This window comes from Phaeocystidibacter luteus (assembly GCF_008933115.1).
Lineage (GTDB): Bacteria > Bacteroidota > Bacteroidia > Flavobacteriales > Schleiferiaceae > Phaeocystidibacter > Phaeocystidibacter luteus.
On the sequence record NZ_WBVO01000008.1, the window covers coordinates 37,099 to 54,214 of the forward strand.

At 46.5% G+C, this 17,116-nt stretch carries 19 protein-coding genes; 10 read left to right on the plus strand and 9 right to left on the minus strand.

Annotation, left to right across the window (positions count from 1 at the left end):
- Window position 1: 1 nt before the first annotated feature.
- The 5 genes from gluQRS to nadD all read left to right on the plus strand — a co-directional run bounded on the left by gluQRS (window position 2) and on the right by nadD (window position 5,355).
- On the plus strand, window positions 2-925 hold the full coding sequence (gluQRS, locus tag F8C67_RS10085; RefSeq protein ID WP_151667719.1) for a tRNA glutamyl-Q(34) synthetase GluQRS: 924 nt from the start codon (window positions 2-4) through the stop codon (window positions 923-925).
- A 41-nt stretch (window positions 926-966) separates the two neighbouring features.
- Window positions 967-3,285, plus strand: a complete 2,319-nt coding sequence (locus F8C67_RS10090) for a T9SS type A sorting domain-containing protein (RefSeq protein WP_151667720.1) — start codon at window positions 967-969, stop codon at window positions 3,283-3,285.
- A 69-nt stretch (window positions 3,286-3,354) separates the two neighbouring features.
- Window positions 3,355-4,218 (plus strand): YicC/YloC family endoribonuclease, encoded by an 864-nt coding sequence (locus F8C67_RS10095; RefSeq protein ID WP_151667721.1) that lies wholly within the window; start codon window positions 3,355-3,357, stop codon window positions 4,216-4,218.
- Window positions 4,208-4,780 (plus strand): guanylate kinase, encoded by a 573-nt coding sequence (gene gmk / locus F8C67_RS10100; protein WP_151667722.1) that lies wholly within the window; start codon window positions 4,208-4,210, stop codon window positions 4,778-4,780. Before F8C67_RS10095 ends, gmk begins: the two co-directional genes overlap by 11 nt.
- The gene (gene nadD, locus F8C67_RS10105; RefSeq protein WP_151667723.1) at window positions 4,777-5,355 is read left to right on the plus strand and encodes a nicotinate (nicotinamide) nucleotide adenylyltransferase; all 579 of its coding nucleotides are present in this window, start codon (window positions 4,777-4,779) and stop codon (window positions 5,353-5,355) included. Before gmk ends, nadD begins: the two co-directional genes overlap by 4 nt.
- Here the strand turns inward: nadD and F8C67_RS10110 are convergent.
- Window positions 5,352-5,936: a CHAP domain-containing protein gene (locus F8C67_RS10110; protein ID WP_151667724.1), complete on the minus strand. Its 585-nt coding sequence runs from the start codon at window positions 5,934-5,936 to the stop codon at window positions 5,352-5,354. The two genes, nadD and F8C67_RS10110, sit on opposite strands and share 4 nt — an antisense overlap.
- A gap of 88 nt (window positions 5,937-6,024) precedes the next feature.
- Between F8C67_RS10110 and F8C67_RS10115 the strand changes: the two genes are divergently transcribed.
- The 3 genes from F8C67_RS10115 (at window position 6,025) to F8C67_RS10125 (ending at window position 8,264) form a co-directional block, all read left to right on the plus strand.
- Window positions 6,025-6,264, plus strand: coding sequence for a type II toxin-antitoxin system ParD family antitoxin (locus F8C67_RS10115; protein ID WP_151667725.1), 240 nt, complete (start codon window positions 6,025-6,027; stop codon window positions 6,262-6,264).
- Between the two features lie 26 nt (window positions 6,265-6,290).
- Entirely contained in the window at window positions 6,291-7,004 is a 714-nt protein-coding gene (locus F8C67_RS10120; RefSeq protein WP_151667726.1) for a CPBP family intramembrane glutamic endopeptidase, read from the plus strand.
- Between the two features lie 216 nt (window positions 7,005-7,220).
- The gene (locus tag F8C67_RS10125; protein ID WP_151667727.1) at window positions 7,221-8,264 is read left to right on the plus strand and encodes a hypothetical protein; all 1,044 of its coding nucleotides are present in this window, start codon (window positions 7,221-7,223) and stop codon (window positions 8,262-8,264) included.
- Here F8C67_RS10125 and F8C67_RS10130 read toward each other — a convergent pair.
- Genes F8C67_RS10130 through F8C67_RS10145 form a run of 4 tightly spaced genes read right to left on the minus strand, consistent with a single transcriptional unit; the run spans window position 8,253 to window position 10,510 of the window.
- Window positions 8,253-8,876 (minus strand): polysaccharide deacetylase family protein, encoded by a 624-nt coding sequence (locus F8C67_RS10130; protein ID WP_151667728.1) that lies wholly within the window; start codon window positions 8,874-8,876, stop codon window positions 8,253-8,255. The two genes, F8C67_RS10125 and F8C67_RS10130, sit on opposite strands and share 12 nt — an antisense overlap.
- 38 nt (window positions 8,877-8,914) lie before the next feature.
- Window positions 8,915-9,208, minus strand: a complete 294-nt coding sequence (locus F8C67_RS10135) for a helix-turn-helix domain-containing protein (RefSeq protein ID WP_223277552.1) — start codon at window positions 9,206-9,208, stop codon at window positions 8,915-8,917.
- Between the two features lie 52 nt (window positions 9,209-9,260).
- Window positions 9,261-10,160: a DMT family transporter gene (locus F8C67_RS10140; RefSeq protein ID WP_151667729.1), complete on the minus strand. Its 900-nt coding sequence runs from the start codon at window positions 10,158-10,160 to the stop codon at window positions 9,261-9,263.
- Window positions 10,160-10,510: an arsenate reductase family protein gene (locus F8C67_RS10145; RefSeq protein WP_151667730.1), complete on the minus strand. Its 351-nt coding sequence runs from the start codon at window positions 10,508-10,510 to the stop codon at window positions 10,160-10,162. The genes F8C67_RS10140 and F8C67_RS10145 overlap by 1 nt, the downstream gene beginning before the upstream one ends.
- 189 nt (window positions 10,511-10,699) lie before the next feature.
- Here F8C67_RS10145 and F8C67_RS10150 point away from each other — a divergent pair, with 189 nt between their 5' ends.
- The gene (locus tag F8C67_RS10150; RefSeq protein WP_151667731.1) at window positions 10,700-12,250 is read left to right on the plus strand and encodes an arylsulfatase; all 1,551 of its coding nucleotides are present in this window, start codon (window positions 10,700-10,702) and stop codon (window positions 12,248-12,250) included.
- A 40-nt stretch (window positions 12,251-12,290) separates the two neighbouring features.
- Here the strand turns inward: F8C67_RS10150 and F8C67_RS10155 are convergent, their stop codons facing one another.
- Together F8C67_RS10155 and F8C67_RS10160 are read right to left on the minus strand one after the other, a co-directional pair.
- Window positions 12,291-12,611, minus strand: a complete 321-nt coding sequence (locus F8C67_RS10155; RefSeq protein WP_151667732.1) for a helix-turn-helix domain-containing protein — start codon at window positions 12,609-12,611, stop codon at window positions 12,291-12,293.
- A 70-nt stretch (window positions 12,612-12,681) separates the two neighbouring features.
- Window positions 12,682-14,340, minus strand: coding sequence for a 1-deoxy-D-xylulose-5-phosphate synthase N-terminal domain-containing protein (locus F8C67_RS10160; protein ID WP_151667733.1), 1,659 nt, complete (start codon window positions 14,338-14,340; stop codon window positions 12,682-12,684).
- 621 nt (window positions 14,341-14,961) lie between these two features.
- Between F8C67_RS10160 and F8C67_RS10165 the strand changes: the two genes are divergently transcribed.
- Complete coding sequence (locus F8C67_RS10165) at window positions 14,962-15,570, plus strand: hypothetical protein (protein ID WP_151667734.1); 609 nt, start codon at window positions 14,962-14,964, stop codon at window positions 15,568-15,570.
- A 55-nt stretch (window positions 15,571-15,625) separates the two neighbouring features.
- On the opposite strand, the gene trpS is transcribed toward F8C67_RS10165, so the two are convergent.
- The gene (gene trpS / locus F8C67_RS10170) at window positions 15,626-16,597 is read right to left on the minus strand and encodes a tryptophan--tRNA ligase (RefSeq protein WP_151667735.1); all 972 of its coding nucleotides are present in this window, start codon (window positions 16,595-16,597) and stop codon (window positions 15,626-15,628) included.
- A gap of 14 nt (window positions 16,598-16,611) precedes the next feature.
- Window positions 16,612-17,112, minus strand: a complete 501-nt coding sequence (locus F8C67_RS10175; protein WP_151667736.1) for a hypothetical protein — start codon at window positions 17,110-17,112, stop codon at window positions 16,612-16,614.
- Between the last annotated feature and the right edge of the window lie 4 nt (window positions 17,113-17,116).

A 17,116-nucleotide genomic window follows, 5' to 3' on the forward strand; every position in this document is an offset into this window, starting at 1 on the left:
CATGTCTGGAGCAAAGCCGCGCTTCCGCTTCGCTCCTTCGCCTACGGGCGAACTTCACATGGGTAATTTTGCCACCGCCGTCCTTGCTTGGCTCCAAGCGAGGTCGATGAATGGTACCTTCATTTTACGCATTGAGGACAATGACACGCAGCGAAGCAAGCAAGAATATGCCGACCAAATCATGCGTGACATGGAATGGTTGGGCTTGGATTGGGATGAAGGTCCGTTCTACCAAAGCAAACGCACCGACCTCTACCGCGATGCGCTTTCCAAACTCGAGAAGGCCGACCTGATTTATCCTTGTTTCTGCTCCAGAAAAGACCTTCAAGCTCTTGCTTCTGCTCCACATGGCATTTCTTCAGAAGGACCGGATTATCCGGGCTTCTGCAGAGACCTTTCTAAAGAAGAAGTTGCTGCGGCGAGGGAGGAAAAAGATCCTTCCTTTAGGTTCAGATTGCCCCACCGTTCCTACAGTTTCACGGATTTAATCTGCGGAAAACAGGAGTATCCGCCGGGTTATGGTGGCGACTTTGTGGTCAAGAGAGCAGACGGAATGTGGGCGTATCAATTGGCATGTACGGTAGACGATTTAGACATGGGAATTACACATGTGTTAAGGGGCAGCGATTTACTGGATTCTACCCCAAGGCAGCTTGCGCTGACAGACGTGCTAGGGGGAACAGCTCCGAGCTACGCGCACTCGCCATTGTGGATGGGAGAAGATGGGCACCGATTGTCGAAAAGAAATGGAGCCAAGAGCATTCGGGAATTGAGGGAGAGTGGGATGTCAGCAGATGATGTGCTCGGAAAAATTGGAGTGCTTTCGGGATTGATGGATGAATATGGAAGCGCATCTCTTCAGGAGTTACGTGATCAATTCGATCTGAGTAGAATCGGCTCAAAACATGTCGATTACATCCCCTAATCGTTACATTTGTGCGGATTAGATTCAATTTGCTCTCACTTATGTTCGCACTATTACGCCAGAAACTCCTCCTCTGTATTGGTTTCATAATTTTTGCTAGCTCAAGTTTTGCCTCTCACTACGAGGGTGGACAAGTGTATTGGGAAGCATTGGGCAACGACAGGTACATCTTTTACGCGCAACTGGTTGGTCACACCGAAGCCCATTCTCATGCCCTACCCTATCAATTGACGGTTTATACGAATGTTCCAGGACGCTCAACTATACTTCTAGCCCTGCACGATACAGAGCGGCTCACGCAGTATTGCAATGATTCAACTGAACGCAACCTAGAACTCCGAACTTTCCGAAGTCTTCCAATAACACTTGCAGCACCAGCCGCTGGAACGCGGTACGATTTCTGGTTTGAAGACTGTTGCCGAGCCGACACCTCTGAAATCAACGTAACAGGGTACAGCGACGTTTACTACGACGCCTACATGTGGCATGCAGGTGCGAATAAGTCAAGTGGTTATTTCAATATTATTAACACCTTCCGGAATTCGTCTACGCGTGCTATTGACGTTAAGCCAAACCCCGGCGGAACGGATTCTACCATGAGCGTTAGTATGGCCTTTGCCAAAACTCAGAATGGTGCGAATGTCACTTATAATACAGGATACAGTCAAAACTTCCCTACTTCGCCCAATGATTCACTTTCTGCGGATGGTATGTTTTATTCGGGCTTGATTGATTCCAGCTTTCACGCCGTATTAGCATTCTCTGGATACAAACCAGCTCCGAATGGAGTTGGACTAGCAAGTGTTGTGAGGTACACGTTTGGGTTGAAGTACATTGACATGCAATATCACAGCGAACCGAAGCTATCGCAACTGAACTCTTCACACGCGTTTGATGTAAGAAATCACGACAGTGCCATTTTCATTCAAACGTTTAGAACGGATACAATCGAGATTGAATTTGAGGTGAGGGATACCAGCTCGCTCATTGCAGCTGGAGACTCAATCCAAGTGTACTTCAGCGAGCCTACTCCTCATTCGCCGGGATACTCATCCTTGCCTGAGCTTATACCGACGCAAAGCTCAACCGCATTAGCCGACACCGGAATGATTCGTTTCAAATTCAGATGGCTTGTTCCAAGCGACCTTCCGGTAGGCACCCACACCTTTGATTTGGTGGCGGAGAACAATCGTTGTCCAGGCAATGGTCTTACAATTCGGAGCTTGTTCTTCACAAGTAGTGATACACGAGTATTCAAAGACTATGTGGTATGCCCGAATGTTCCAACCCAACTGAATGGGCCTTCGGGTTCAAATGTTCAATGGATCCCCACAACCGGATTGAACTTTAACTCCGGTTCCTCTCGACCTTATGCAACGGTTGATTCAACGAAGATTTATTACTGTGTGGTGAATGGCGACACGGTAGAAATTCATCGTATGTTGGTACACGATCAAACACCATTGACCGTATCATTGAATGGAACCACTTTGAGCATTGATAATCCATCAATCTATTCTGATACCCGAAGCTTGTACTTCTATAAAGTTCTTGTTGCCGCACTCGACTCTAACATCACAAGCGTCTCAGGAGATGGCGATTACAGCATAAAGGCGTATGACGCCAACCGCTGTTTTGACTATTCAAATACTGTCTCCTTGACAACTAGTTCAAGGATTGAATATGCAGTAATTGATGAACATGTTCAATCCTCGGGATGGGACGACATCAACTCATTTGAATATGGCATTAGCTTTTTATCACTTCCGGGGAATATGACCGAACTTCATCACATGTTGCTGCCTGGAGTTCGTCGCGATATCTACGCTCAAACCCACTCTATTCAAGGTTTCGTGAAAATTGGTCAAGTTGGTAATGCTCTCAATTTCTCGGTATCGGATTATAATCCAAGTTCTACCCTTATCACGTTCAATCCTCCATTTGTTATCGACTACACAGCTACATACCGTTTCGAATTTGCTTTGACAGGATATGAAGGACACATTGCCCATCAATTTCCTTATTCAACTCCCAAAGCATTAATCTTTAATACCAAAGTGAATAATAATCAGATGGATTTCATCCAAATAGTATTCCGTGGTCAGAAAGGATTATCCCAAGCCGAACTATCGAATGAGGTTTCCATCTTTCCGAATCCAGCTCAGAATTACGTCCGAATTTCGGGCATTCAGGAGAACACATCCTTTGAGATTGTTGCATCAGATGGATCTACAGTCAAAACTGGAACGGTTGAGCCCGAAGGTTTAATCTCAACTGCTGAACTTAAATCTGGAGTGTATTATTTACGACTTCACGACAATCGAAATCATTGGGTTGAAAAGCTAGTAATCGCTAGATAGTGGTCTCCATGTGAATTGCAAGCGACGCGACAAACTGATTCGCTACCTTTGCCACCAAAGCATCTGAACATGATTCGTTCCATGACCGGCTTTGGGAAGGCCGTTGCACAGCTTCCCGGTAAAAAAGTTACGGTTGAGATAAAGAGTCTCAACAGCAAAGGCCTCGACCTCAACCTACGCCTACCTGGCAGCCACCGAGAAATGGAAGTGGACGTTCGCGATCTGCTCGCCAATGGAATTCAGCGCGGAAAAGCTGATATCGGTTTCTATGTCGAGCTCACCGGTGCCGATGAAGCACCGGCCATCAACGCTGAAGTTGTTAAGGGGTATGTGCGCCAGCTAAACGGCATTGCACGTGAGCTGGGTTTGGAGAGTGACGTACTCTCATTGGCCATGCGTATGCCAGATGCACTGAAGAATGAATCACGTGAAGTGAGTGACGAAGAGAAAAAAGCAATTCTCGACACATTCTCTGAAGCCCTTGAAAAGTTCAACACCTTCCGTTCACGCGAAGGTGACCACCTCGAAGAAGATCTTCGCGGAAATATTCAAACCATTCGCGATTTACTCGCTGCTGTTCCTCAATTTGAAGAAGAGCGCATTGTAAATACACGCGAGCGAATGCTCAAGGCACTCGAGAATCTGGAGGCCAAAGTTGACGAAAACCGATTCGAACAAGAACTCGTTTTCTACCTCGAGAAATACGACGTCAATGAGGAAAAAGTTCGTCTCGCCGGTCACCTAGACCACTTTGTGGAATCGTTGGCGGAATCAGGCGTTCACGGACGTAAGCTCGGGTTTATTAGCCAGGAAATCGGACGGGAAATCAATACGCTTGGATCTAAGGCGAACCACGTAGAGATGCAGAAACTCGTGGTTGGAATGAAAGAAGAGTTGGAGAAAATCAAAGAACAAGTATTGAATGTTCTCTAGGGGAAAACTCGTCATATTATCAGCTCCCTCTGGCTCTGGAAAGACGACAATCATTCGTCATTTACTCGAAGTATATCCCGAGCTTGAGTTTTCGATTTCAGCAACAAGCAGAGCCCCCAGAGGAAAGGAACAGCACGGTGTAGATTACTATTTTCTCAGCGCTGATGAATTCAGAAAGCGCATAGAAAATGGAGAATTCCTCGAATGGGAAGAAGTTTACGAAGGAACCTATTACGGTACGCTTCGCTCGGAAGTAAGTCGTATTTGGGACAAAGGCGGGCATGTAGCTTTTGACATTGACGTTGTAGGCGGTCTCAACCTAAAGAAACACTTCGAAAAGCGAGCCTTGGCCGTTTATGTGAGGGTACCTACCATGGAAGAATTGGAGAAGCGCTTACGCGGAAGAGGAACCGATTCTGAGGAAAAAATCCAACAGCGTTTGGCAAAAGCGGAGGAAGAAGGTAAACGTGAATCTGAATTCGATATCACCATCGTAAACGACGAACTCGAAAGAGCTTGTCGCGAAGCTGAAGAGAAAATCGGAGCTTTTTTGAAGTCATGAAATCGCACGTCGGACTCTTTTTTGGAACCTTCAACCCGGTGCATGTGGGGCACATGATTATCGCTCAACACATGTTGGAATACAGCGATATGGATCAGCTTTGGTTCATGGTAACTCCGCACAATCCACATAAAAAGAAGAGCACGTTATTGGATGACCGCCAGCGTTTGCACATGGTAGATCTGGCGATTGTAGACCATGTTCGCATGAAGGCGTCTGACGAGGAATTCAATCTGCCTCAACCTAGCTATACAATAACCACACTCACCCATTTGAGTGAAAAGTATCCGGATAAAAAATTCAGCCTAATTATGGGCATGGACAATCTGGAGAGCTTTCACAAGTGGAAGAACTTCGACAAGATTATAGAGCAACACGACCTCTATGTGTATCCACGTCCGGGACACGATGGTGGCGAGTTTGGAAGCCATCCGAAGGTACATGTGATTGACGCTCCGAATATGGAGATATCGGCCACACGAATTCGCGAATCGCTAAAGGATGGAAAGGATCTTTCGTACATGGTTCCAAGAGCGGTTTGGGACTACCTCGACAGCTCCGGATTCTATCGCTAGGGCAGTCGAAGCCAGCCTAGCACACCGTCATCCAGCGTCCACTTACCATCTTCATAACTCATTCGTATTGATACTCGACTTGGTGCGTTCGGACCAGGATTTTGCTGAGTTATTTCTATTGAATTTTCATTGACGGCGGAAACAATGGCAACGTGGCCGTATGGATTCCAACGCGTGCCTTCAAACACAATTAGGTCCTTTACCGCTGGTTGTGCTTTGCCTTGATTTGAAAATTGGAGTAGTCCGCGATTCGGGTTGAGTGCACCATCGGCAATATCGGGATCATATAAATCCACCGCATGACCCCATGGGTTTGGCATTTTGTGATGGAGATGTTCGAGATAATAGCGCTTCACGAATTCAACGCACTGGTACTTGAGTCCGATGTTGTAACCGTCGGCCGAAGTATTTCTGCCCGACACATTACCGACTGAGCCATTGTAGTACACGATTACGTCGTTTAGCGTGTCGACCGGCTCACCCACGTCGTAATCAGAAGTAAAATTGACATTGAAGTAAGACCAACTGCAGAGAGCGCTAACCATGAGAATGAGTAGAATGGAGAGGAAGCGAAACTTCATTAATTAGCCTTTTGAATAAGGTATGGATTCTATCTCTTAGTTTGGATAATGTTTACCAAAAATTGGTACTTTTAACAAAAGTCAAAAAATGAGCAAGAACACATCTGTCTCTCTTGGAGATTACTTTGATGAATTCGTTCGCGATCAAATTCAGAGTGGTCGGTATAAGAACGTTAGCGAAGTTATTAGGGCAGGGCTTCGGCTTCTAGAAACTGAGGAAGGTAAAACAGCTGCATTGAAAAAGGCAATTGAAGCGGGAATCGAAAGTCCACGATCGGAGGATTTTGACTTTGATAATAATTTGAAAGAGCTAAAGAGAATTCCTTAGTACATTCCCTTACTAAACTAACCCACATGTTCGGTCTTTACCAATCACTTTCAGAAACAGCCTTGCTCTTGATACTCGGGCTAGGCATTTTGGGATACCAAGGAAAATCAGCCGATATCAGCAAAATGCTCATCGCCGTGATTTCCTTCTTCATGTACAAATCAATTCTGTACGAAGGATTCGGACTTCTCTCCTTTCCCGATGTGATTCCTGGTAAGTACAATTGGGAAGGTAAACTAGCTTCGTTGGTTTTACTTGTGCTCATTTCATTCTTGGCGTTCGGAAAGGATTGGGACGGTGTGGGTTGGACGCGTAAGATTCAGAATAAGAAAAAGACCTGGACGGTGACAGGAGTGCTTTTCGTGCTCTACGGATTGTACGCCCTATTTTACCTATCGGGAAGAATACAAGAAGACGCCAATTCATTCTTGTACCAAATCTCCATGCCTGGATTCTCTGAGGAGTGGATGTACCGTGGGGTATTGTTCGCCTTGCTCATACCCACTGCTGAGGCGCAGAAAAAAGAATTTTGGCCGGCTGCGATTGCCATCACGCTTCTCTTCGCCTTTACACATGCTTTCAGAATTACGGGTGAGGTAGAGTTGACTTTTAATACGGGTAACTTTATTTACGCATTGGTCACAGGCTCCGCATTCATGTATTTGCGGGTGCTCAGTGGATCTCTATGGGTTCCGATCCTATTGCACGCTTGGTTCAATGCGGCGGGGTACTTCTTATAAATTGAAATGCAAAAACATTCTCTCTCTCCCTCTCTAATCGGTAAAAGACGCTTTTACATTGGCGTAGTTATGGGCCTTTTAATGGCTTTTGCCATGTTGGCCTTTTTGCAAGTTTTGAACTATAGTTTCCTGCTGCAACAGCTCGAACTTGCCATAGAAGCTCCCAACTTATTTTATTCCCCTCGATCAAAGTATTTGCTTTGTGGCCTCGCGGCCATGTCGGGAGCCTTCACCACCATGATGATTTGGTTCGCGCAAGCGGGTGTTCGAAACATCAAAATTCGTCGAGCTTTCCGAAACGCATGGACGTTAAGCGCCCTACTCTTTTTCTTGATTATCGGATTGACAATTCGCTATGCAAGTATCGCTTACAGCTCCATCCATGGCGCGGAAATTGTCGTTCCAAGCACAGTGAACGAGATGCTGGGTCCACTGTACTATGTGCTTCCAATTTTTGCAGTACTTATTGCTTGGAATCCACTATTTCGTGTCTTCAGGATTTACAAAATCGCACTCGCTACACTCTCGGCAACCTTTGTATTTACGCTGGCATTCTTCTATTTGATTCAACCTCCAATTGACCTCAATGCGGTTTATGCGCATCGCTATGCTGATCAAATTCACTTTATGGAACAGACCTTCGAAAGGGCGGAAACAGAATATGGAATTACCTTTTCGGAAGCCGACCGTAAGACCTTGAGCATGACGATTTGGTCTGACGATAGGAAAGTGACTGAGGATGCCTTGGTAGAACTAGTTTTATCAGACAGGCGTATGACGCTCGATAGCGCAATTATGCTCGAAACCGTCTTGCTAAAGTCCAACCACGGATTGATGAGTCAACCGATGAACCGATACTTAACGGAATCTGGAATCATCGCCCTAAGATTGGTACGCAAATACCGCATGACGGATTCCTCAGAGGTTGATCTGAGAACAGAGCTGAGGTATATGGTGAAGGAGGAATGGATGATCGAAAATTTGAGAGAAAAGACGGAAGAGATAATAGGGGGCAGAAATACTTCCGAGGGTAGCTCAAGCTCAACTGATATGGAAACGTGGGAAGAGTACCTTTCTTGGTTTAACGAGACCTACAACGACAGTATAAGAAGTGATGCTGAATACGAGCGCGTTGAGCCTTATAATATTCTCATCGACTTCGATATACTCGGGAATCCAATTCTGGAAACGTATGGCCATTCCCCGAAGTACAAAGGGGAGATGGACAACTACATGCGATTAGGACCGTTATTTCCATAATGAAGGTAAAGAAACAGGCTGCCAACCCTTCGCTTGAATGTGCTGAAGAATTTTCGGCAAGGCTTCCTTTAGTCTCGGCCAAGCCTTGACACTATCGTGGAAGACGACAATATCTCCCGGCTTCAAGGTGTTGACCACGTTCTTCACACAGTCGGCTCCAGAAATTTCCATATCGAAATCCCCCGAAAGGATGGTCCACATGATGATGCGGTACTTTTTACTCAATGCCTTTGCTTTGCGCGGCGAAATTCGTCCATAAGGTGGTCTGAATAAGTCGCTCTCCACCAACGCGGCCGCCCGTTCAACATCCTCAATGTAGGCTCGTCGATCCAGCTTCCAACCGTTCACATGGGAATAGCTGTGATGCCCAATGGAATGTCCAGCGTCTAACACGGCTTGCACAATCTCGGGATGCGCCTCAACATTCTTCCCAATTAGAAAGAAGGTAGCCTTGGCATTATACTCGTCGAGGATATCTAGTACAGCTTGTGTTATCTCCGGAGTGGGACCGTCATCGAACGTAAGAAACACTTCGTTAGTAGCCTCAGGAATTCGCCAAGTGAGGGTGCCAAGTGGGACTTGAAAAAGTGAGGGTACTCTCTTTGGGTACATGGCGATGGGATTGTACGACTAAGTTAGGCTTTACAACATTAAGCTATTGAAATCGTCAACTTTCGCCCTAATCCAATTTCGATCAGCCGAGAGTATGTTGATATCTGAATGTCACTTAGACCCCTTTCAATTCGCGAAATATAGCTCTTCTTTGTTCCAGTTTTTTCGGCGAGCTGTTCTTGTGTCATTCTTGCTTCCTTCCGAGCTTCTTTTAACATAACTCCCAGTCGAAAGGCAAGTGAATCCGTTTCAAACTCTTCTCGTTTTGAACTCCCTTTTGCACCGTATTTCTGCTCCAGTAACTCATCGAAGTTGTCAATGGCTTGCATCATAAGAGATATAAAGTTCACTAATTAGTAAACACTAAGGTAGTACTATCAAGCATTAACTACGAACACTTCGCTTATAAAAATTCGCCAAATACACCCCCAAGAATATCAACCCTGCGGCACCTGCCTCTCGCCACGAAATCATGTCTAACCCCAGCATCAAACTAAAGCTTGTTGCAAACACAGGCTGAAGATAGATGTACGCACTCACCGTAGTGCTCGAAACTGTTTTTAGTGCATAAACGTTCAACAGGTAGGCGAAGAATGTGGTGAACACGACCACAAAGCCTGCCTGAGCATATATCGATACTGTCCATGTTTCCCATGGTGCCGAATAGAGTTGTCCAGCTCCGAATGGAAGAACATAAAGCAATCCAAAGCCAAACACCCATTTGATAACCTGAATAGGAGGGTACTTCTTCATCAATGGCTTCACAACAATGAGGTAAAGCGCATAGGATGTGGCATTGATCAACACAAAGAGGTTACCCAACGAGGTATCGCTATTCAGCAAATCAACTTCTCCTTTTCCAGAGATCAGCCAAATGGCACCGCTAGCACCAAGTGCAATTCCCACGATTTTCAACCATCCCAGCCCTTCCTTCAATACGATTGCTGACAGCACCAATACCAGAATCGGATTGATGGTCATGATGATACTCGCATTAATCGGTGTAGTGCGTTGTAACCCTTCAAAGAACATAATCTGATTGAGTGCAACCCCGAAAAGACCCGCAAGCGCGAACCTCCATATGTCGGACTTCTCAATTCTTTTGGCCGCGGTGCCGCGATGGACAATCCAAAACAAAATAGATGCACCGATAGCTCTCAAAAGAATGAATCCTCTAGGTTCAAGAAATCCATTCATCACCTCTTTAGCCATGATGTAATTCACCCCATAGATTAGGGCAACCGCCAATAGGGCGAAGTGTGCGTTCTTAATCGAGCGATCCATCAGCCCAGTGCTTCACTTGCGGCGGTCACGTCCTTCTTGGCAGAACCAATAAATATTTGATTGCCAACAAGTACAACCGGACGTTTTAGGAATGTGTCTTCTTGAAGAATGTACTTCTTGTAATCCCTTTCACTAAGCTCCATTTCATTCAGTCCCATCGAGCGATACTTCATTGCTCGCCTAGAAAAAAGCGCTTCGTAGCTTCCAGCAAGACTAGCCATCTCGTCGATTTCTTCTTCGGTTATAGGCTCGTTTCTTATATCGCGAAGTTCAGCGCCTTCCGTATTCCATTCCTTGAGTAAACGTTGGCAAGTTGAACAGCTTGGCAAATGAAAGATGACCTTTTTCATAGAGATTTTCTTTGCGACAAAGGTACACTTCGCGAAAGGTTCAATCACAGAATATCAAGTGAGTCTATGAGTACAGTGAAGCCTTCATATGTGACGTTCGTCGGACGAAAAATGTCGTTAATAGAATAGTAATGTGTCGGTGAGGGCGAGAATTCTTATCTTTTCCTTCTAATCATCAAACTGCTAACTATGAAACGACCCCAGATTTGGGTTACACTGTTTGGAGGAGTCCTGCTCTCCCTATCGCTTCAGGCCCAGCAAAAGCCGAATGTCCTCGTCCTTTGGGGAGACGATATCGGCACATGGAACATCAGCCACAACAACCGTGGAATGATGGGTTACGAAACACCGAACATCGATAGAATCGCTGAAGAAGGTGTTGGATTCACAGACTATTACGCACAGCAAAGTTGTACTGCAGGTAGAGCTGCCTTCATTGGCGGTACGGTCCCTGTTCGTTCGGGCATGACCAAAGTTGGGCTTCCCGGAGCCGAGCAAGGGTGGCAAGAGAACGATGTTACCATGGCTACCGTGATGAAGTCGCAAGGCTACCGCACAGGTCAGTTTGGTAAAAACCACCAAGGTGACCTCGACGAGCACTTGCCAACAAACCATGGCTTTGACGAATTCTACGGAAACTTATACCACCTCAATGCTGAGGAAGAGCCAGAGCACCGCGATTATCCCGGTGACATGGTCCTCCGCGATGGAAGAACCTTCCGCGAAACTTACGGTCCACGTGGAGTAATTCACTCTTTTGCCGACGGAAGAATTGAAGATACCGGACCTCTTACTAAAGAGCGCATGGAGACTGTTGACGATGAAACCGCAGCCGAGGCTATGCGTTTCATTCGTGATGCAGTAGCAGCCGGCGAGCCATTCTTCGTTTGGTGGAACGGTACAAGAATGCACTTCCGCACACACGTGTCAGAAGAGCACACCGGTCTTTCTGGCCCGAGTGGAAACGAATACCACGACGGTATGGTTGAGCACGACATGCACATTGGTCAGTTCCTCGATTTGCTCGACGAACTCGGCATCGCCAACAACACGATTGTGATGTACTCGACAGATAATGGTCCGCACTACAACACGTGGCCAGATGCGGGTACTACTCCTTTCCGCAGTGAGAAAAACTCAAACTGGGAAGGTGCCTACCGCGTTCCAACGTTTGTAAGATGGCCAGGAAAGTGGCAAGCGAACGTTACCCTCAACGGTATCGTTGCACACGAGGACTGGTTGCCAACCTTCGCCGCAGCCGCTGGCTATGACGATGTAAAAGAAGAATTGCTGGAAGGCGTGAAGCTCAACGGTAGAACGTACAAGAATCACCTCGACGGATACGACATGAACGACTATCTGGCTGGTGAGACGGACGAGTCTCCGCGTAAAGAGTTTTGGTATGTAAATGATGATGGCGATTTCGTCGCAGCGAGATATGAAGACTGGAAGATTGTCTTCCTGGCGAATCGCGGTGTAGCTTTCGGTGTATGGCGCGAGCCTTTCACAGAACTCCGCGTGCCATTGATTTTCAACTTGAGAAGAGATCCGTTTGAAAAAGCTCAGCACAATGCTAACACATACGACGATTGGTTGATTGATCACGCCTTTGTGATTGTGCCAGTCCAGCAGATGGCTGCTAGGTTCATTCAAACGTTAAATGAATATCCACCTTCCCAAACGCCGGGATCGTTTAACCTACAATCGGTCATGGAAAACCTAGACTTTGGAGGTAGGTAAGTCAATACATTAGAAGGGTCGCCTTGAGCGGCCCTTTTTTTTATTCCTTTTTTCGATTCGGAAACAGTGTATCCATATTGGCGTTGAGCACGTCAAGCCTGTCAATAAGCAAGCGCATTTGTCGCTCGGTCGCGTATTCAGACGTTGGGTCGCGACTATAATTTACCATCTCGTACACGGGCATGTCGAATACTTCGGCCAACTGTATGAGTTGCTTTAACGACCAATCGCGGGTTCCAGATTCTAATCTTTGATATTGGCGGAGACTTACATCGAGCTGGATGCTCATGTATTCTTGGGAGTACCCTCTTTCTACTCGAAGCTTTCGAATGCGTTCCCGAACGTCTCTTAACCGGTCCATAGGCTGTTTAGTAAACAGGTCTGTGGTGGTCAATGCAAGTATAACGATTCTATTATAAACCCAACGGGTTCTACGAGTGAAGTAACTCTCTGCAACGATTTACGACCGATTCGGTATCCATGCCACACCCCAAATGCAGCTCGTCTACCGAACCATGCTCTACAAAGCGATCTGGAAGATGAACCTGACTCAACCTCACCTCATCTACCCTATTTTCATGAAGCCACTCCGAGAGGGCGCTTCCTAGTCCACCGACAGAGGAATCTTCTAGCGCGACCCAATGAGTTGCTCTTGAAGCCGCACTCAACGCGCGCTTATCAATAGGCTTGATAAAAGTATGATGTATGACGCCAACCGTGTATCCGTCTTTTTCGAGCGTATTGGCAACGTCCATTGCTCTTCTTGACATGGTGCCGGTAGACATCAAATAGAGCTTCTTCCCTTCTCTGAGTACTTCGGCAGACCCAAATTCAACATCATCAAACTTACCCTGAGCGTCGAATCTCGCTTCTGTATCTCGTGGATAACGAATAACGAATGGTCCATTGTGCTGGGTCGCTGTGTAGAGAACATTTCGAAGTTCAATCCCATTGCGTGGAGCGCTGATTACCAGATTAGGTATGGGGCGCAAAAACGCCAAATCGAAAGCTCCATGGTGGGTTGGACCATCATTGCCAACTAGCCCAGCTCTATCCAAACAGATGATAACGTGCAGATTCTGCAGAGCAATGTCATGTATGATTTGGTCGTAAGCTCTCTGAGCAAATGTGCTGTATAAATGCAAAATTGGAACTCCGCCGGCAGCGGCGATTCCGGCTGAAAGCGTTGCCGCATTTTGTTCTGCGATACCGACGTCTAGAACGCGCTGTGGATACTTTGCGGCCACCTGGCTTAGTCCGGCTCCAGAAAGCATTGCTGGAGAAACCACGGTAAGTCTATCGTCTCTTTCGAGCAGTTCCTCTATAGCCTGACCAAAAACATCCTGGAATGGCAACTCCGACTTATAATTCGGCTCGGAAGGCAAGAACTCTGCTATCGTTTCAACATGCAAAACTCGTGGTCCGCTGGCCGACAAAGCATAACGGAGTTGTTGAACCAAGTCCGACATTTGATGGCCATTTACACTCCCCATGTAACGGATATTCATAGACTGGAAGAACATCTCGTAGGTTTGGCCCTCATGCAGAGCTCCCACGTTTGGGTCGATCGCCTTTTGGTTATCATTTAGAATGATAAGCACATCAAGTCCCGTGGTACCGAGGTAATTCAAAGCTTCAAAGGCCATCCCGCCGGTGAGGGCGCCATCACCTATTACGGCCACATGCTGATTGGACCTTCCAAGTTTATAATCTTGAATCGCCATGCCCGTCACCGCTGATATCGACGTGGAGGAATGTCCGGTTCCAAAAGCGTCATACGGACTTTCAGATCGACTAGGGAAGCCGCTCAATCCGCCATGTTTTCTGTTTGTAGAGAACTTGTCGGCTCTATCGGTTAGCACCTTGTGCACATATGCTTGATGACCAACATCCCATATTAGCACGTCCTCCGGAGCTTTCAATACGTGGTGAAGCGCGACGGTCAACTCACACACGGACAAGCTGGACTCTAGGTGCCCCTTTTTCTCCTTTGTTGCATTTGGAATGAACTCCCTTAGGATGACGGCCACCTGCTCCAACTCGGAGATGGACATGCGGCGTAGCTCTTCTAGGGATGGAATGTTTGGCATGCGGTAAAGGTAGGGATACTGGGAATATCGGGCTAATGGTTATCAGACCAATAGACTCATAGACCAATGGACCGATAGCTTCAAATTAGGCTTTCATTCTGTTTCGGCGAATGATCCTTTTCTCTGCCCTAAGGTGGGGAACCTTCTTCGTATCGCCTTATGGCAATCGCCTTCTCATTTATCCTGTTCAAAACTACCCGATTGTAAACGTTTACTATACGACTTATGTAGTGGACTTTGCGGAAATTGATGGTTGGGCGGTGGGGGCATTAAACCCATGGTATAACCAACATTTTTGATCGTTTCAGAGACGAATCTCCAGGGAAATCTGCCAAAACTATTCTTCACGTTACGACCAGTTGGTCATATATACGTCCATTCGTTTGGTGTTGAAGCCGGTTCACTCTGATAAATTGCTTGCTCACCAAATCACCATTACCATGAAAAGGCAAATTGTACTATTCGCCCTGCTCCTCTCTTTTTTAATCCCCAAGTACGCAAGCGCTCGACCCTTTTGGGGAACTGATGAATCGTCAGGCACCGTATCCAGTCGATTGATGGGATCATGCTTCATTTGTTACGATTACTATGTCTTTTGGTCAAAGTCGATGTAATATGCAGATGGGAACCTTGCTAAAGGTAGTCTTCCTTGCATTGAGCTCGTCACTCTTGATGGCTCAAGAGAAATGTGACACGCTGAATACAGTGGATTTGACGCGGCATTTCAACAGAAATGAAACACGGACTATCTCAGGGGACTGTTCCCCTGAGTGTTTCATTCCCGCTCACCCTAACGTGGAGGTTGACTATCGATTTTTGATTCAATGCACCGATTCTTCCCTCCTGTACTGGACGGTCGTAATTGATGGTAAATTCGAAGGACTAAAACTTGAAGCTCAAGACGTTGTCATACAGCGAATCTTAAGTTCACACACGTGCATTCCCATCGTGCAAGACAGGTATACTGTAGAGGTAACAAATGACCAAATAAGTATTCAATTCCCGAGAGGAATCATACTCGAATCGGGACAGCATTTATCCATTCTCATTGCGGGGAGAAGCCTCAGCACGGCGGGTGTTTCGTTTCAATCTGGGGCATTCACAAATGAAAACGGTTTCTCTTCTTTCCTGGATTCCCCGAATGGGTCAATTTCTACGAGAGAATTGTATTGTGGCGAATTACCGCCAAATACAGTGGGTGGGTTCGTGTTTCGAGCGGTGGTTGATTAGACTGATGTTCTGACAGAAATGAGGAATCCCAAGAGGTGCAGCCGATCACGGAATCCTAATACCCCATCGCTTCTCTAACGCGTCCAATTGTCGCTCTCGCCACTACACGCGCCTTTTCTGCACCTTTCTCAAGCGCCTCATAGATCGCATCAGGTTGAGTCATAAGCTCGTCGAACTTCTGACGTTCTTCCGCAAACTCTTCGAGAATCAACTCGAGTAAAGCCTTTTTCGCGTGACCATAGCCGTAGTTGCCACCGAGGTAATTCTGGCGCATCTCAGCTACTTGCTCATCTGTTCCCAACAAGCGATAAAGGGCGAATACGTTGCAGGTATCTGGGTCTTTCGGTTCCTCCAATGGCGTCGAATCTGTAACAATGGCCATTACCTGCTTCTTCAATTGCTTCTGAGGGAGGAAGATATCAATGACGTTGCCATAGCTCTTAGACATCTTTTGTCCATCAGTACCGGGTATAGTCATCACGTTCTCGTCAATCGCAGCCTCAGGAATCACGAAAACCTCTTTATCGTATGCTAAGTTCACCTTGGTGGCGATGTCGCGCGTCATTTCCAAATGCTGCTTCTGATCCTTTCCTACCGGAACCACATCAGCATCATACATGATGATATCGGATGCCATCAAGACAGGATAATCGAAAAGCCCCGCATTCACATCACTAAGCTTGTCACTTTTATCCTTAAAGCTATGTGCATTCGCAAGCATCGGATACGGCGTAAAGCAGTTCAAGTACCATGTTAATTCCGTGCATTCCGGAACAGCCGATTGAAGATAAAATACAGACTTCTCCGGATCCAATCCACACGCCAACCATGCCGCAGCAGTAGCTAGTACGTTTTGCTTCCGAACTTCAGGATCCTTAATCGTAGTAAGGGAATGTAAGTCGGCAATGAATAAAAATGATTCGGTGTTCGCACTATTCGCACGCTTAATAGCAGGACGAATTGCACCAAGGATGTTTCCCAAATGCTGACGTCCGGAACTCTGAATTCCGGTAAGTACTCTTGTCATTATTTCTCTTCAGATTATCGGCGGAGAATCACTAGCATGTCCACAGGTATAAAGGTACCTGTAGCGGTGTCAAAAATAGGCATTACTGTTTGCCAACGCTGCTTCTGGTCATAATCTTCGATGATTTCAATCTTCAAAGTGTCTATGCCATCTTCCACATAGACCGAATCCGTTCCAACGGTCCACCATGTGCCACTCCCGCTTCTGTAGAATGGAAGTCGCAATGGCTCACTCGTGCCTATATCAATGCGCGCCGTGAAACCAAAGAAATAATCCGCGTCGCCGTCTGGTCGATAATCAAAAGTGCCATATGTATCAACGCCCTCACCTGTGAGGTTCACACCTTGAGCCGGGTTGATGGGGTTGGGCATATATGCCTCATACTCAACATGGGTGAGTTGCCACGGTTGGGCTAATCTAGAATCCAATGTTCCAGTGCGGGTGTACTCACTAGGGTCGTCGCCACCGCATGCAACCAAGGTGAGAATAAATACAGAGAGTAAAGCCTTCTTCATAGAG

Excerpts from the sequence above, each read along its gene's own strand:
- gluQRS (WP_151667719.1), top strand. The coding sequence starts at position 2 with ATGTCTGGAGCAAAGCCGCGCTTCCGCTTCGCTCCTTCGCCTACGGGC.
- F8C67_RS10090 (WP_151667720.1), top strand. The coding sequence starts at position 967 with ATGTTCGCACTATTACGCCAGAAACTCCTCCTCTGTATTGGTTTCATA.
- F8C67_RS10095 (WP_151667721.1), top strand. The coding sequence starts at position 3,355 with ATGATTCGTTCCATGACCGGCTTTGGGAAGGCCGTTGCACAGCTTCCC.
- gmk (WP_151667722.1), top strand. The coding sequence starts at position 4,208 with ATGTTCTCTAGGGGAAAACTCGTCATATTATCAGCTCCCTCTGGCTCT.
- nadD (WP_151667723.1), top strand. The coding sequence starts at position 4,777 with ATGAAATCGCACGTCGGACTCTTTTTTGGAACCTTCAACCCGGTGCAT.
- F8C67_RS10110 (WP_151667724.1), bottom strand. The coding sequence starts at position 5,936 with ATGAAGTTTCGCTTCCTCTCCATTCTACTCATTCTCATGGTTAGCGCT.
- F8C67_RS10115 (WP_151667725.1), top strand. The coding sequence starts at position 6,025 with ATGAGCAAGAACACATCTGTCTCTCTTGGAGATTACTTTGATGAATTC.
- F8C67_RS10120 (WP_151667726.1), top strand. The coding sequence starts at position 6,291 with ATGTTCGGTCTTTACCAATCACTTTCAGAAACAGCCTTGCTCTTGATA.
- F8C67_RS10125 (WP_151667727.1), top strand. The coding sequence starts at position 7,221 with ATGTCGGGAGCCTTCACCACCATGATGATTTGGTTCGCGCAAGCGGGT.
- F8C67_RS10130 (WP_151667728.1), bottom strand. The coding sequence starts at position 8,876 with ATGTACCCAAAGAGAGTACCCTCACTTTTTCAAGTCCCACTTGGCACC.
- F8C67_RS10135 (WP_223277552.1), bottom strand. The coding sequence starts at position 9,208 with ATGATGCAAGCCATTGACAACTTCGATGAGTTACTGGAGCAGAAATAC.
- F8C67_RS10140 (WP_151667729.1), bottom strand. The coding sequence starts at position 10,160 with ATGGATCGCTCGATTAAGAACGCACACTTCGCCCTATTGGCGGTTGCC.
- F8C67_RS10145 (WP_151667730.1), bottom strand. The coding sequence starts at position 10,510 with ATGAAAAAGGTCATCTTTCATTTGCCAAGCTGTTCAACTTGCCAACGT.
- F8C67_RS10150 (WP_151667731.1), top strand. The coding sequence starts at position 10,700 with ATGAAACGACCCCAGATTTGGGTTACACTGTTTGGAGGAGTCCTGCTC.
- F8C67_RS10155 (WP_151667732.1), bottom strand. The coding sequence starts at position 12,611 with ATGGACCGGTTAAGAGACGTTCGGGAACGCATTCGAAAGCTTCGAGTA.
- F8C67_RS10160 (WP_151667733.1), bottom strand. The coding sequence starts at position 14,340 with ATGCCAAACATTCCATCCCTAGAAGAGCTACGCCGCATGTCCATCTCC.
- F8C67_RS10165 (WP_151667734.1), top strand. The coding sequence starts at position 14,962 with ATGGGAACCTTGCTAAAGGTAGTCTTCCTTGCATTGAGCTCGTCACTC.
- trpS (WP_151667735.1), bottom strand. The coding sequence starts at position 16,597 with ATGACAAGAGTACTTACCGGAATTCAGAGTTCCGGACGTCAGCATTTG.
- F8C67_RS10175 (WP_151667736.1), bottom strand. The coding sequence starts at position 17,112 with ATGAAGAAGGCTTTACTCTCTGTATTTATTCTCACCTTGGTTGCATGC.